This window comes from Actinoplanes subtropicus (assembly GCF_000721705.1).
Classification (GTDB): domain Bacteria; phylum Actinomycetota; class Actinomycetes; order Mycobacteriales; family Micromonosporaceae; genus Actinoplanes; species Actinoplanes subtropicus.
On sequence record NZ_JOJL01000051.1, the window covers coordinates 20717 to 33634 of the forward strand.

At 69.3% G+C, this 12918-nt stretch carries 12 protein-coding genes and 1 tRNA gene; 11 read left to right on the forward strand and 2 right to left on the reverse strand.

What is annotated here, in order from left to right:
- Positions 1-80: 80 nt before the first annotated feature.
- The 5 genes from IH26_RS0147530 to IH26_RS0147550 all read left to right on the forward strand — a co-directional run bounded on the left by IH26_RS0147530 (position 81) and on the right by IH26_RS0147550 (position 4574).
- The gene (locus IH26_RS0147530; protein WP_030442922.1) at positions 81-353 is read left to right on the forward strand and encodes a hypothetical protein; all 273 of its coding nucleotides are present in this window, start codon (positions 81-83) and stop codon (positions 351-353) included.
- Between the two features lie 11 nt (positions 354-364).
- Positions 365-688 (forward strand): hypothetical protein, encoded by a 324-nt coding sequence (locus tag IH26_RS0147535; protein WP_034217690.1) that lies wholly within the window; start codon positions 365-367, stop codon positions 686-688.
- 32 nt (positions 689-720) lie between these two features.
- Positions 721-2667, forward strand: a complete 1947-nt coding sequence (locus IH26_RS0147540; RefSeq protein ID WP_030442924.1) for a DUF3987 domain-containing protein — start codon at positions 721-723, stop codon at positions 2665-2667.
- 327 nt (positions 2668-2994) lie between these two features.
- Positions 2995-3183 (forward strand): helix-turn-helix transcriptional regulator, encoded by a 189-nt coding sequence (locus tag IH26_RS0147545; protein ID WP_030442925.1) that lies wholly within the window; start codon positions 2995-2997, stop codon positions 3181-3183.
- Positions 3180-4574 carry a tyrosine-type recombinase/integrase gene (locus tag IH26_RS0147550; protein WP_030442926.1) on the forward strand — a complete coding sequence of 465 codons (1395 nt, stop codon included), beginning with the start codon at positions 3180-3182 and terminating at the stop codon, positions 4572-4574. Before IH26_RS0147545 ends, IH26_RS0147550 begins: the two co-directional genes overlap by 4 nt.
- A 154-nt stretch (positions 4575-4728) precedes the next feature.
- Here IH26_RS0147550 and IH26_RS0147555 read toward each other — a convergent pair.
- Positions 4729-4816, reverse strand: a tRNA-Ser gene (locus tag IH26_RS0147555).
- A gap of 218 nt (positions 4817-5034) precedes the next feature.
- On the opposite strand from IH26_RS0147555, the gene IH26_RS0147560 reads away from it, so the two are divergent.
- From IH26_RS0147560 to IH26_RS0147585, 6 genes are all read left to right on the forward strand, one after another.
- The gene (locus tag IH26_RS0147560) at positions 5035-6888 is read left to right on the forward strand and encodes a ricin-type beta-trefoil lectin domain protein (protein ID WP_030442927.1); all 1854 of its coding nucleotides are present in this window, start codon (positions 5035-5037) and stop codon (positions 6886-6888) included.
- Between the two features lie 88 nt (positions 6889-6976).
- Positions 6977-7939, forward strand: a complete 963-nt coding sequence (locus IH26_RS0147565) for an NAD(P)H-quinone oxidoreductase (RefSeq protein WP_030442928.1) — start codon at positions 6977-6979, stop codon at positions 7937-7939.
- 719 nt (positions 7940-8658) lie between these two features.
- On the forward strand, positions 8659-9078 hold the full coding sequence (locus tag IH26_RS56775) for a DUF4352 domain-containing protein (protein WP_157437775.1): 420 nt from the start codon (positions 8659-8661) through the stop codon (positions 9076-9078).
- Between the two features lie 679 nt (positions 9079-9757).
- Positions 9758-10447 carry a C40 family peptidase gene (locus tag IH26_RS63615; RefSeq protein WP_245666016.1) on the forward strand — a complete coding sequence of 230 codons (690 nt, stop codon included), beginning with the start codon at positions 9758-9760 and terminating at the stop codon, positions 10445-10447.
- Between the two features lie 42 nt (positions 10448-10489).
- Complete coding sequence (locus IH26_RS0147580; protein ID WP_030442931.1) at positions 10490-11131, forward strand: GNAT family N-acetyltransferase; 642 nt, start codon at positions 10490-10492, stop codon at positions 11129-11131.
- Positions 11132-11398: 267 nt separating this feature from the next.
- On the forward strand, positions 11399-11929 hold the full coding sequence (locus IH26_RS0147585) for a YbhB/YbcL family Raf kinase inhibitor-like protein (protein WP_030442932.1): 531 nt from the start codon (positions 11399-11401) through the stop codon (positions 11927-11929).
- An 82-nt stretch (positions 11930-12011) separates the two neighbouring features.
- On the opposite strand, the gene IH26_RS0147590 is transcribed toward IH26_RS0147585, so the two are convergent.
- Positions 12012-12725 (reverse strand): class I SAM-dependent methyltransferase, encoded by a 714-nt coding sequence (locus IH26_RS0147590; RefSeq protein ID WP_030442933.1) that lies wholly within the window; start codon positions 12723-12725, stop codon positions 12012-12014.
- Positions 12726-12918: the final 193 nt, after the last annotated feature.

Genomic DNA, 12918 nt, shown 5'->3' on the forward strand with positions numbered 1-12918 from the left:
CTGGTCAGGCCATACATCGGCCGGTCGCGGGTCGCCCTACCCCCAGCTCAACCGCTGAAACCTGCCCTCGGAGGTCTTCCGTGGCCACCCTCGCCGCGACCGCAACCCGTGACCTGTCCCTCTCCGGCCTGCTGTTCGTCTTCCTCGTGATCGTCACCTTCTGTTATGGCGTCGGCTGCTGGATCTGGCCGTTCGGCGCGTGTCGCAAGTGCAAGGGATCCGGCAAACGCCGCTCGCCGTTCGGCCGCGCGTTCGGGCTGTGCCGCCGCTGCGGTGGCGACGGACGACGCCTGCGGATCGGCCGCCGGATCATCAACAGCCTCCGCGAGCTGCACGACAAGGGCACCCGATGAAGGCCCGCACAATGGCTCGCCTCCAACGGGCCGAGACCCCGCACACGACCTGGTGCACCCGCGATCACCGGTGCGGAGTGGCCGAGCACCGGTCGGCCGACCTGACCGCCGACGAGATCGGCGGCCGGGCCTGGCTCACCCGTGTACGCGCCGGAGATGTCGAGTACATCGAGCTCCGCGCGCGGATTCCCTTGCACCGCACCGAAAACGTGGCCCGGTGGCAGCTCGCTACCGCGCTGACGCTCATGCGTGAGCTGCTCGCCGAGGTCGCCCCTCGCCTGGCCGGGCTGGCCGGCCGCGAGCAGCGGCCGGCGATCGGCCGCCGCGCCGCCTGAACCTGCCCCTTGATCAGAGAGGACTCGACGAGGTGACTCAAGCTGGGCACGACCTGGCCGCCGAGCAGGCCGTCATCGGTGCCGCCCTGCTCGCCCCCAATCTGATGGCCGACCTCGCCGGCCTGCTGGCCCCGGCCGACTTCGGCCGCCCGGCACACGGCGTGCTTTGGGAAGCCATGTGCGGGATGCACGCGGCCGGCATCCCGACCGACCCGATCACCGTCACTGCCCACCTGGCCGAAACCGGTGACCTCGGCAAGGTGGGCGGGGCACCCTACCTACACACCCTCACCACCCAGACGCCCTCGACCGCAAACGCCGGCCACTACGCCGGCATCGTCGCCGACCTGGCCAAACGGCGCACCGTCGCCGACCTCGGGGCGCAGCTCGCCCAACTCGCCGCGTCCGGGGCCGACGCGGCCGAGGTGGTGGCGACCGGGCGGGCGCTGCTCGACAACGCCGGCGTACCGGGTGGCTGGTCGCCACTCATCCCGCTCGGCCGGGGCCGACATCTGCCGCCATTTCCGGCGGAGCTGCTGCCCGGTTGGCTGGCCGAGCAGGTGATCGCGGTCGCCGAGTTCACTCAAACGCCGCTCGACTTGGCCGGGAGTCTTGCCCTGGCCTGTCTGTCGACGGCGGCCGGCGGCCGCGCCGAGGTGGAGGTACGCGGGTCCTGGCGGGAACCGACCAACCTCTACACGGTCATCGTGCTCCCGCCCGGCTCCCGCAAGAGCGCGGTGTTCGCGGCGATGGTCGCGCCGATCCTGGCCGCGGAAAAGTCGCTGATCGAGCGGACCGCACCCGCGATAATCGAGGCCGAGATCGCCGCCAAAGTCGCCGGTAAGGCGGCCGAGAAGGCCGCCCTTGCAGCAGCCAACGCCGACAACGGCCGAGACACCCTGATCGCCGAAGCGACGGCGGCCGCGATGAACGCCGAAGCCATCACCATCCCGGCGAAGCCGCAACTGGTCGCGGACGACGTGACCAGCGAAACGGCCGCGTCCCTGCTCGCCCAGCAAGGCGGCCGGCTGGCCGTGCTCTCTCCCGAGGGCGGGATCTTCGCCACCATCGCCGGCCGCTACTCCGGCACCCCGAACCTAGAAGTGTTCCTCAAAGGCCACGCCGGGGACATGATGCGGGTTGGCCGGCTCTCCCGCGACTCCGAACACGTCGACAAACCCGCCCTGACCATGGGCCTCGCCGTGCAACCGGAGATCCTGCGGGACATCGCCGGCATGCCGGGCTTCCGAGGGTTGGGCTTGCTGGCCCGGATCCTGTTCGCGGTACCGGAGAACACCGTCGGGTTCCGCAAGGTTGGTGCTGACCCGATCCCGACCCAGGTCGCCGCCGACTACCACGCCGGGCTTCACGCCCTGGTCCTCACGCTCGCCGAGTGGACCGACCCGGCCGTCCTGGTTCTCACCCCCGAGGCCAACGATCTGGTCCTTGAGATCGAGCGACAGGTAGAACCCCGGCTTGCCCCGGGCGGTGCCTGGTCGCACATCGTCGATTGGGGATCGAAGTACACCGGGGCGGTCGTCCGGATCGCCGGCCTGTTGCACCTCGCCGAGCATTTGCGCGAGGGATGGGGCAGACCAGTCGGTGCGGACATCGTCGAGCGCGCCGCGTTGATCGGCGAGTACTACGCAGCCCACGCCCTCGGCGCGTTCGACGACATGGGCGCCGACCTGGCGACGCGCAACGCGCGGACGATCCTGGCGTGGATCGAGCGCACCGGAACCAGCGCGTTCACCAAACGCGAGGTGTTCCGGTCGCTCAAGTCGGCGCAACTGCCGACCGCTGGCGACTTCGATGCACCGCTGGCCGTGCTCGAAGCACACGGCTACCTCCGGTCGCTCGACCCGCCCGCACCGAAGCGGGCCGGCGGCCGGCCACCCTCACCGAGCTTCCTCGTCCATCCCGAGGTACACCGACCGGCCGCGACTGTGCACCCGCTTGCCCCGCGCCGCGCCTCGTAACCCCTGTGCCAGAACTGCCACAACCGCCACAACCCCACCCCGCTGAGGTTCTGGCGGTTGTGGCAGTTCTGGCAGACGCACTCCGGCCGCCGCCCGACCCGCCCGGCCGCCGGAGACCAACCCGCTGAGAGCCACGCACAACATCGGTGCATCCCTTCATACCGACTAAGCCGAAATCTTGGCTCACGGAGGCTCTCAGCGGCCCACTCTGCGGCGCTCTGCCGCATCGCTCGCTTGAACCACCACTCGACACCCCTCGCCGCTGCTGGGTGCCTAAAAGGCTGCTCAACGGTCGGCGCACCACCTCGCCAGGGAGGCCGGACCCCGATGGCACGCGCGTTTCTAACGCTTGACGAATTCCTCGAAGAGATGGACGTGGCCAAGTCGACGTTCTTCCGCTGGAAGGCCATCGGCCAGGCCCCACGGACGTACAAGCTCCCCAACCGATCGATCCGTATCCGCCGCACTGACTTCGAATCCTGGCTGTTGAGCCGTGAGGAGCCGCAAGCAGCATGAGCACCTACGACGTCAAGATCTGGGCCATTCAGGAGCACAAGGGCAAGGACCCGAAGACCGGAAAGCCGCGCAGCACGTACCGGGTTCGTTGGGTCGTAGCGGGCCAGGTATTCGGCGAGAGCTTCAAGACGAAAGCCCTCGCTGAGAGCTTCCGATCGAAACTCGTGGTCGCTCAACGCGAAGGCGTCGCGTTCGACGAGCCCAGCGGTCTACCGGAACCGATGGCGCGAGAACTCAACACCCGTTCCTGGTACGACCACGCGGTGGCGTTCGTCGACATGAAGTGGCCGCGCGCCGCCGCCAAGCATCGGAAGAGCATCGCGGAGGCATTGTCCAATGTGACTCCGGTCTTGCTCTCCGGCACGCGTGGCGCGCCGGCCGAGGCCGATATCCGGCGCGCGCTCTACGCCTGGTCGTTCAACAAGGCACGCCGTGACGCCGGACCGCCGCCCGAGGAGTTCGCCCCGGCGATTCGGTGGATCTCGTCGAACACCGTGAGTCTGAACGAGCTACGAGATGCGGCATTGGTGCGCAAAGCGCTCGATGCTCTGTCGCTCCGGCAAGACGGTAGGCAGGCAGCGGCGACGACCATTGCGCGCAAGCGGGCGGTGTTCTACGGAGCGCTTCGGTATGCCGTCGAGCTCGGCCTACTCGCCGCGCACCCCATGGCCAACGTCCAGTGGGTCACGCCGAAATCGAACGACGAGATCGATCGTCGGTCGGTCGTCAACCCCGAGCAGGCACTCACGCTGCTCGGTGCTGTGTGCGAGCGGCATCCTCGGCTGGTGGCGTTCTACGCATGCCTGTACTACGCCGCGCTGCGGCCGGCCGAGGCACTTCACCTCCGCATCGAGGATTGCGAGCTTTCCGAGGACGGGTGGGGAATGCTTCGGCTGTCCGGCTCGACTCAGCACGTGGGGGAGGGCTGGGGCGACGACATCAACGCCGTACGGGAAGACCGAGAGCTCAAACACCGAGCGAAGACCGCCGTACGCCTGGTGCCCGCCGCTCCGCCGTTGGTCCGCGCGCTTCGCTGGCACCTCGCGGAGCATGGCCACGCGCCGGACGGCCGGCTATTCGTCACCCAGGGATATGGGCACGGCCCGGTGTCGAAGGAGACGTACTCGCGCGTCTGGCGAGCTGCTCGCCGTGCCGCGCTGTCTCCCGCTCAGCAGCGCTCGCCGCTGGCCCGCCGGCCGTACGACCTCCGGCACGCGGCGGTCTCGCTGTGGCTCAACGAAGGCGTGCCGGCAACCCAGGTCGCCGAGTGGGCGGGGCACAGCGTCCACGTGCTTCTGAAGGTCTACGCCAAGTGCATCGAGGGCCAGGATCAGGCGGCCCGCCGCCGCATCGAGGCAGCGCTGAGCAGGGACGACGATGCGGCCGCGTGACCGCTGAGGTTCGACGAACTTTGTCGCGCATTTGTCGCGGTGAGCAAGATCGAGCGGGCCGCAGTGAGATCGAGTGAGACTCAAGATCTGGAGATGACGACCCCCGCTGAGCTGCGTTCGCGCAGGTCAGCGGGGGTTTTCGCTGTTCATGATCTGGCGGAGGGCGTGGGATTCGAACCCACGATGAGTTTCCCCATACCGGTTTTCAAGACCGGCGCCATCGGCCACTAGGCGAGCCCTCCCGGTGCTGCGCTCCCAGTTTGCCAGACTCGATCACGGCGCTGGGCAACCCCTCTCGTTCCAAACTTTTATCAAGTTGGCTAACAAGCATCTGAGCTGGCAAAACACGGGGATCGACGCAACCCGCGCCCATTGACATGGCATCGACGTACGTGTTTATTGTTCAGAAACCTTAGCGATCCCGGCCAGGGCCCCCACCTACGGCAAGGGAGATCTTGACATGTCCATCCCCATCCCCAAGAGGCCGCTGCTTGTCGTGGTGGCGGTCGTCGCCGGTCTTGTGGTCGCACCCCAGGCGTCCGCGGCGGGCGAGGCGGTCAACGTCTACCTGACCACGACCAGTGACTCCGGCGGGCGCACGGTCACCCGCGGGCTGCAGCAGCAGGCGCCGATCGCGTTCGGGAGCGGCGGCGGTAGCGCGAACCAGACGATCACCGTCGACGAGAACACGACCTACCAGCCGTTCGAGGGGGCCGGCGCGTCGATGACCGACACGGCCGCCTTCGACATCAAGGGGAGCGGCGCGTTGTCGTCCGCGACTCAGAACGACGTGATGACCAAGCTGTTCAGCAACAGCGGGGGGATCGGCGTCAGCGCGCTGCGCAACGTCATCGGCTCGTCCGACCTGGCGCAGAACAGCTACTCGTACGACACGACCTGTTGCGACCTGAACGACTTCTCGTTGTCGCGGGATGCCGACATCATGGCGCTGACCAAGCAGGCGTACGGCCTGAATTCTTCGATGTTCGTGCTCGCCTCGCCGTGGTCGGCGCCGCCCTGGATGAAGGACAACAACGCCTACAGCCAGGGCTACCTGCAGGCGCAGTACTACGGCACCTACGCCCAGTACTTCGTGAAGTACATCCAGGGCTATCAGGCGCAGGGCGTGCCGATCCGGTACGTGACCGAGCAGAACGAGCCCGGGTGCTGCGCCGGATACCCGTCGATGCAGTGGAACACCTCGGGCCTCCAGTACTTCGCCAAGACCAACCTGCTGCCGGCCCTGCAGAACGCGGGGCTCAGCACGAAACTCCTGGTCGGGGACTGGAATTTCGACACGTACGACACGTGGGTCGCGCCGCTGCTGGCCGACACCGCGATCCGCAATCACCCGAACTTCGGTGGCATCGCGTGGCACGATTACGCCGGTTCGCCGTCGGAGGCGACGACGGTGCACAACCAGTATCCGTCGGTGAACGCGTACATGACCGAGCACTCGGGCGGCACGTGGGTGTCGAACCAGCAGGCCGAGGACATGGGCGACCTCATCGACTACTTCCGCAACTGGGGGCGTAGCTGGACCAAGTGGTCGCTGGCGGTGGACGAGGCGATGGGGCCGCACAACGGCGGCTGCGGCACCTGCACCGGGCTGGTCACCGTGCACCGCAACGACGGCCGGCGTGGGCAGGTCGACTACACGGTCGAGTACTACACGATGGGTCACCTCACCAAGTTCGTGAAGCCGGGCGCGGTGCGGATCGACTCGACGGCCAACTCGACCGTGCCGAACGTCGCCTTCAGGAACAGCGACGGGTCCAAGGCGTTGATCGCATACAACACCAGCGGCGGTACGCAGTCAGTCAAGGTGAATTGGGGCGGTCAGTCGTTCACGTACAGTCTCCCGACCAAGACCTCGGCGACGTTCACGTGGAGCGGAACGCAGAGCGGGTCGGGCTCGGACCGGACGGGCACGATCACCGGGCTGGGTGGCAAATGCCTGGACGTGACCGACGGCTCGACGGCCAACGGGAACCAGCCGCAGATGTGGGACTGCACCGCCGACAACGCCAACCAGCAGTGGACGGTCGGCGCCGACGGGACGGTCCGGGGCCTCGGCAAGTGCCTGGACGTGGCGAACAACTCCACGTCGGACGGCGGGGTCGTACATCTGTGGGATTGTTATTCGACGGTCGCCACGCAGAAGTGGACCGCCTCCGGTGGCACCTTGATCAACTCCGCGTCCGGGAAGTGTCTGGACGTGAAGGACAACAACACCGCCAACGGGGCGAAGCTGCAGATCTGGACCTGCACCGGGGCCGCCAACCAGAGGTGGACGGTTCCGGCAGGGGCTTGATCTTCGCTGGCCGGGGGCTCGCGAGCGGTGGTGGGTGCCGCTCGCGAGCCCTCTCGTTTTTGTCACACCCCTCGGGCAAGCTGATCCCATGCAAGCGATCGTGATCGAAGACAAACGGCTCGTCCTGCGCGAGGTGCCCGACCCGGTGGCCGGCGAGGGCGAGGTGGTCGTCGACGTCACGGCCGCCGGGGTCAACCGTGCCGACGTGTCCCAGCGGCAGGGCTTCTATCCGCCCCCGCCCGGCGCCTCGGAGTATCCGGGGCTCGAGTGCGCCGGCGTGATCAGTGCGGTCGGTCCCGGCGTGCCCGGCCACCACGTCGGCGAGCGGGTGGCCGCGCTGCTGGCCGGGGGCGGTTATGCGGAGCAGGTCGCCGTGCCGGCCGGTCAGCTGCTCCCGGTGCCGACCGGCCTGTCGCTGCGGGAGGCGGCGGCCCTGCCCGAGGTGGCCTGCACGGTCTGGTCGAACGTGGTGGATCTCGCCCGGCTGCGCAAGGGCGAGACGCTCCTGGTGCACGGCGGCGGCAGCGGCATCGGCACGTTCGCGATCCAACTCGGCAAGGCGCTCGGCGCGACGGTGGTGACCACGGCTCGCGCGGCCAAGCATGACGGTCTGACCGGCCTCGGCGCCGACCTGGTCATCGACTACACGACGGACGACTTCGTGGCGGCCACAAAGGACTTCACCGGTGGCCGCGGCGCCGACGTGGTGCTCGACATCGTGGGCGCGAAATACCTGCAGCGCAACGTCGAGGTGCTCGCGCCCGACGGCCGGCTCGCGATCATCGGCTTCCAGGGCGGGCGTACGGCCGAGCTCGATCTCGGGCTGCTGATGGCCAAGCGCGGGCGCATCTCGGCGACCGGGCTGCGGGCGCGCGGGCTCGCCGACAAGGCGCGGGTCGTCGCCGGCGTGCGCCGCGAGGTGTGGCCGCTGGTCGAGGCCGGCGCGATCAAGCCGATCGTGCACGACACGCTGCCGCTCGCGGCCGCGCAGGAGGCGCACGAGTTGGTCGAGTCCAGCGAGCACGTCGGCAAGGTGCTGCTGCTGCCGTGAGGGAACGTAGCACTTTCGGGGGTATCTGGAGGGGGTTTATGCGGGGATAGGTCCGATATGCGGCGCGTCGGCGTCGTGGAGCGCAGGGTGTTGCTCAGCATGGTGGCCGCGACCCGGGCGGCGAGCCGGCGTTCGGCGTCGCACGCCTTTGTCGCCGATCCGGCTGGGGAGTGCTTGTGCGCCATGCTTCGCCGCGTCCCGCAGCGAGGTCCGGGTCCGAGCCAGTGGGCTTGGGGAGCACGGCCGGCGTCACCCGGGCGTCGGCCGCCGCAAATGCTGTGCCGGGCGCTTTCGGGGACGCTTTGAGCGCTTCCAGGGCCGCGGCGGGTGCCTCTGGCTCTGGGGCTGGGGCCCTTGGCTCTGGGACGCGGGCCTCTGGCTCTAGGGCGGGGGCCTCTGGCCCTGGGGCGGGGGCCTCTGGCTCTGGGGCGGGGGCCTCTGGCTCTGGGACGCGGGCCCCTGGCCCTGATGCGGGGGCTTCTGGGTCTGGGGCGGGGGCTTCTGCGGTCGGGGCGCGGGGTGTTTTGGCGGGGGGATCGCCTGATCCGGTGCCGCTGCGTGTCGAGGGCGGTGGGAAGCGGCGGTGGCTGTGGGTGGCTGTCGTGGTTGCGCTCGCCGCTCTGGGGGCTGGGGCGTTTGTGGTGGGGGCCCAGCCCGGTGACGCGGGCCGGAGAGTGGCGGCCGTCGGAGCCTCGGTGGGCCCGCGCGGCGGTGCTCGGGTGATCGAGGACGGCGCGGACGACGTGGCGCTCGACCGGATGGGGGCCGACGGCGCCTTCATCGTCACCGTGACCGGGGTTCGCTGCGGGGTCGAGGCGGTTGGGCCGATCGGGCTGCGGCGGCAGGCCCACGAGCAGTTTTGCCTGGTCGGCGTGTCGGTGGAGAACGCCGGGCGGGAGGCACGCGTGTTCGACGGCGGGGCGCAGCGGGCCGTCGACGCTCATGGGCGAGCGTACGCGGTCGTCGGGCGGGCCGCGGTGTTCCTCAACGAACGGGCGCCCTCGCTGCGCGAGGCGATTCCGGGTGGCGGCACGGTGCACGGGGTTCTGCCGTTCGAGGTGCCGGCCCGTGCGCGCCTCGTCGCCTTGCTGGCGCACGAGTCGGCCGGTACCCGGGGCGCGCGCATCACGCTCTCCTGACGCACGCGGCCGACAAGGGCCAAAACGCGGATCTGGAGGAGGCTCCAGGGGCGCTCTGCGCGGGCCGCGAGCGAGCGTGCGCTGACCGTGAGCGACCTGCGCGGGCCTGGTGTGCGCCTGGTGCGGCCCGCGGCCGAGCCTTGTCGCGGTCCTGGAGCGGGGCCTGGCGGCCCCGTGAACGAGTCGTGGGCCGGCCGGGGGTTCGCCTGTTACGGGGACAATACGGACAGTGACACGCCCGAAGCGGAGTGCAATTTTCGGAATCGAGCGGTGGCTATTTACAGCTCAAAACGCATTCTTTTCCTCGATGAGGTGAGGTTGATTGTTGGAATTCGGCCCCAAAGGAATCGTGTTGTGTGTTGGCATGGTCGCTGGAAATGACGAGTTGTCCGGGTTCCCATTGCCGTCCATCGACGGGCGGCGCGGGCGCGGCTGAACGTTATGCCGTGTCGTTTGGGATTCGCGCGAGTGCCCCGGGCCGATTTCGGAGGCAACGCTGCACCGTCCGTCCGCGTGCCGGGCGCTGACCGCCGGCGCCATCGCGCTGGCCGTCGTCACGCCGGCCCTTGAACCCGTCGAGCAGGGCAATGCCGCCCCGCAGGCCGTATCGCCCGCCACGCTGGCGTCTGGTGCGAATCGCCCGGAATCGGCCCGTATCGACCCCGAGTCCGCATTCCTGGTGCGGGCCGCACTCGCCCATCGGGCCTCCCGCACGATGCGGCCGGCCCTCCGGCTCGCCGCGGGCCGGAACTCCCGCGTACGCGGCAATGTCGCGCCCGCCTTCCGGCGCCCCGACCGCCGGGCTCGCGCCGTATCGGCGGACCCGCAGCGCTGGGCCGGGCTCCGTGACCCTGGGCTCCGTGACGCCGGTCTCCGTGACGCCGAAATTCGCGGCGCCGGGCTCCGTGACACCGCGTCCCGAACCGCCGAACTCCGTGGCGGCGGCTCGCTGACCAGGCGAACCATCGCTCGGCGCCCGGTCCTCCGCCTGGTCACCGAGCATGCCGCCGCCCCGCGCGCGCAGCGGGTGATGCGGCTCGGGAGCATGACCGCGGTCGTCGCCTTCGCCCGCTCGCAGGTCGGCAAGCGCTACGTCAGCGGCGGCGCGGGAGCCGGCGGCTTCGACTGCTCGGGCCTCACCATGAGCGCGTACGCCAGGGCCGGCATCCGCCTCCCGCACTCCTCCGGCCAGCAGGCCGCCCGGGCGCGCAGCATCTCGCGCCGCGAGGCCCGGGCCGGCGACCTGGTGGTCGGGCCGGGGCACGTCGGCATCTACATGGGCCACGGCATGATGATCGATGCGGGGAACCACCGTACCGGAGTCGTCTATCGGAAGATGTATTCCGGGTTGCGGGTCGAGCGTTTGTAAATGTGTTGATTGCCGGACTCGTGGGCGGAGACAATCGCGCTCATGATTGCCGATCAGTGGCCGCTGTTCGGTCTGGTGCTGCATACCCCGCGCCTGGAATTGCGGGTGCCGGGGCTGGAGCGGCTCGCCGAGTTGGCCGCGCTGGCGGCCGGCGGCGTGCACGATCCGGCCGTCCAGCCGTTCGTCGGGGAATGGACCGACGTGCCGCCCGAGCGGGTCGCCGCCAGCGTGCTGCAGTGGCAGTGGCGGAGCTGGGCGGGCTGGCGGCCGGAGGACTGGTCGCTGGGTCTGGTGGCGATCGCCGGCGGTCGGGTGGTCGGCACGCAGGGGGTGAGCGCGACCTCGTTCGCCACCCTGCGCGAGGTCGGCACCGGGTCGTGGCTGGGCCGCGCCGAGCAGGGGCGCGGCCTCGGCACCGAGATGCGCGCGGCCGTGCTCGAGTTGGCGTTCGCCGGGCTGGGGGCGAGCTTCGCGACCTCGGAGGCCTTCGAGGACAACCACGCTTCGTACGCGGTCTCCAGGAAGCTCGGCTACGCCGACGACGGCATCTCGCGGCACGTGATCCGGGGTGCCCCGCTGGTCGGCCGGCGGCTGCGGCTCGACCGGGCGGCGTGGGAGAAGGCGCGCACGGTGCCGGTGCGGATCGAGGGACTGGCGCCCTGCCTGCCGATGTTCGGGGGATGAGAGGCACAACAGCAGTCGGCACCCGCCGCCGAGGCGAGTGCCGACTTGCTGTGATCGCCACCGAGCACGGGGATCTCTGCCGTACGCACCCGGTCGGATGTCAGACAGAAGCATCGCCCCGCACCCCTGACCCCGCCCGGACCGACTGTGCGGCCACCCGAACGGGTGAAGACGGGGGTGTGCGATGGCGATCATCAGGAGCGGTTACGCTCGGCATGGTTTGGGAATGCGGAGAAGGTTTTCACCATCTCGCCGGAGGACACCGTCATGAGTCTCGACCGCCCGGTTCACCCGGATCCGTACGATCTTTTGCCCCCGGTCCCGTCCTTCACGGTGACCAGCACGGACATGACCGACGGGCAGCCGCTCGACGACATGTTCACGCACCCGAGCGTGGGCGGTAAGAACGTCTCACCCCAGCTCGCCTGGTCCGGCTTCCCGGCCGAGACGCGCGGCTTCGTGGTGACCTGCTTCGACCCCGACGCGCCGACCGGCAGCGGTTTCTGGCACTGGCTCGTGGTCAACCTGCCCGCCTCGGTCACCGAGCTCGAGCGCGGCGTCGACCCGTTGCCCGACGGCGCCTTCTGCGTGCGGAACGACTACGGCGAGCGCAACTACGGCGGGTCCGCGCCGCCGCCGGCCGATCGCCCGCACCGGTACATCTTCGCGGTGCACGCGCTCGACGTCGACAAGATCGAGGTCAGCCCGGACGCCTCCCCGGCGTACGTCGGCTTCAACCTGGCCTTCCACACCCTGGCCCGGGCCACCATCCGCCCGACCTACCAGGTGCGCGGCTGAGCAAGCGGCAAAGGCCGCCGGGCCTGCCCGGCGGCCTTTCTCGTGTCCCGTGCTATTTGTCCGTGTCAGCGGGTGGTCTGGGTCAGCGCGGGGTTCGTGCCACCACGAAGACGGACTGACCGAACGGCGGCCTTACCACCTGCTCGGCGAACTTGGTCACCGGCAGTACGACCGAGTCGTACACCTTGACCATCGGGCCCTCCTTCGGCGCCAGCTTGAAGATGCTGGTGGCGGCGTAGTAGCCGATCAGGCCGAGCGCGTTGGCGTAGTGCAACTTCTCGATCTCGAGGCCGGCCTCGCTCATCGCGGCACGCATCGACTTCTTCGTGTAGCGCCGGATGTGACCGGTGGCGATGTCCACCTGGCTCATCGCGAACATGAACGCCGGCACGATCAGGATGATCCGGCCACCCGGGCGGACCAGCTCGGCCATGCTGCGCAGCGCGCCGACGTGGTCCTCGATGTGCTCGAGGACGTTGTACGAGACGGCGGCGCTGAACTCGCCGTTCGCGTCGGCCGCGGGCAACAGCATCTCGCGGACGTCGATGTTCGGATGGGCGGCCATGCGCTCCTTGAGCTGCACGAGCCGGTCGGGGTCGGCTTCGGTCGCCGTGAACCGCGGAAGGTGCTCAGCCCACTCGATCGCGTAGTCGCCGAGACCGCTGCCGATCTCGATCGGGTTGTCTCCCAGGTACGGGAGCGCGAGCTCGACGAACCACCGGCGGTGGTTCACGGCCGTGGCGAGGCCCTCGAGCACTTCGGACTGGATCCGCTGGTCTCCAGTGATGTCTGCCATAAGTAAGGTTCCCTCGTCTTGCCGATCGAAGCTGACAGCGGGACCGAACGAGTTAACCATCCGGCGCCCGGAACCGAAAGTTGAGCGGCCCCCGCCCCCACATTATTTGCCTGATTGAGACATAGGCGGCCGGGGTACACGGGGAGGTTGGCTCGCATGTGGCACGACCTGGGGATGCCCGGAATACAACGTT

What these genes read in the sequence shown, in the direction of transcription:
- IH26_RS0147535 (WP_034217690.1), top strand. Translation starts at nt 365, where the DNA reads ATGGCTCGCCTCCAACGGGCCGAGACCCCGCACACGACCTGGTGCACC.
- IH26_RS0147545 (WP_030442925.1), top strand. Translation starts at nt 2,995, where the DNA reads ATGGCACGCGCGTTTCTAACGCTTGACGAATTCCTCGAAGAGATGGAC.
- IH26_RS0147550 (WP_030442926.1), top strand. Translation starts at nt 3,180, where the DNA reads ATGAGCACCTACGACGTCAAGATCTGGGCCATTCAGGAGCACAAGGGC.
- IH26_RS0147560 (WP_030442927.1), top strand. Translation starts at nt 5,035, where the DNA reads ATGTCCATCCCCATCCCCAAGAGGCCGCTGCTTGTCGTGGTGGCGGTC.
- IH26_RS0147565 (WP_030442928.1), top strand. Translation starts at nt 6,977, where the DNA reads ATGCAAGCGATCGTGATCGAAGACAAACGGCTCGTCCTGCGCGAGGTG.
- IH26_RS0147580 (WP_030442931.1), top strand. Translation starts at nt 10,490, where the DNA reads ATGATTGCCGATCAGTGGCCGCTGTTCGGTCTGGTGCTGCATACCCCG.
- IH26_RS0147585 (WP_030442932.1), top strand. Translation starts at nt 11,399, where the DNA reads ATGAGTCTCGACCGCCCGGTTCACCCGGATCCGTACGATCTTTTGCCC.
- IH26_RS0147590 (WP_030442933.1), bottom strand. Translation starts at nt 12,725, where the DNA reads ATGGCAGACATCACTGGAGACCAGCGGATCCAGTCCGAAGTGCTCGAG.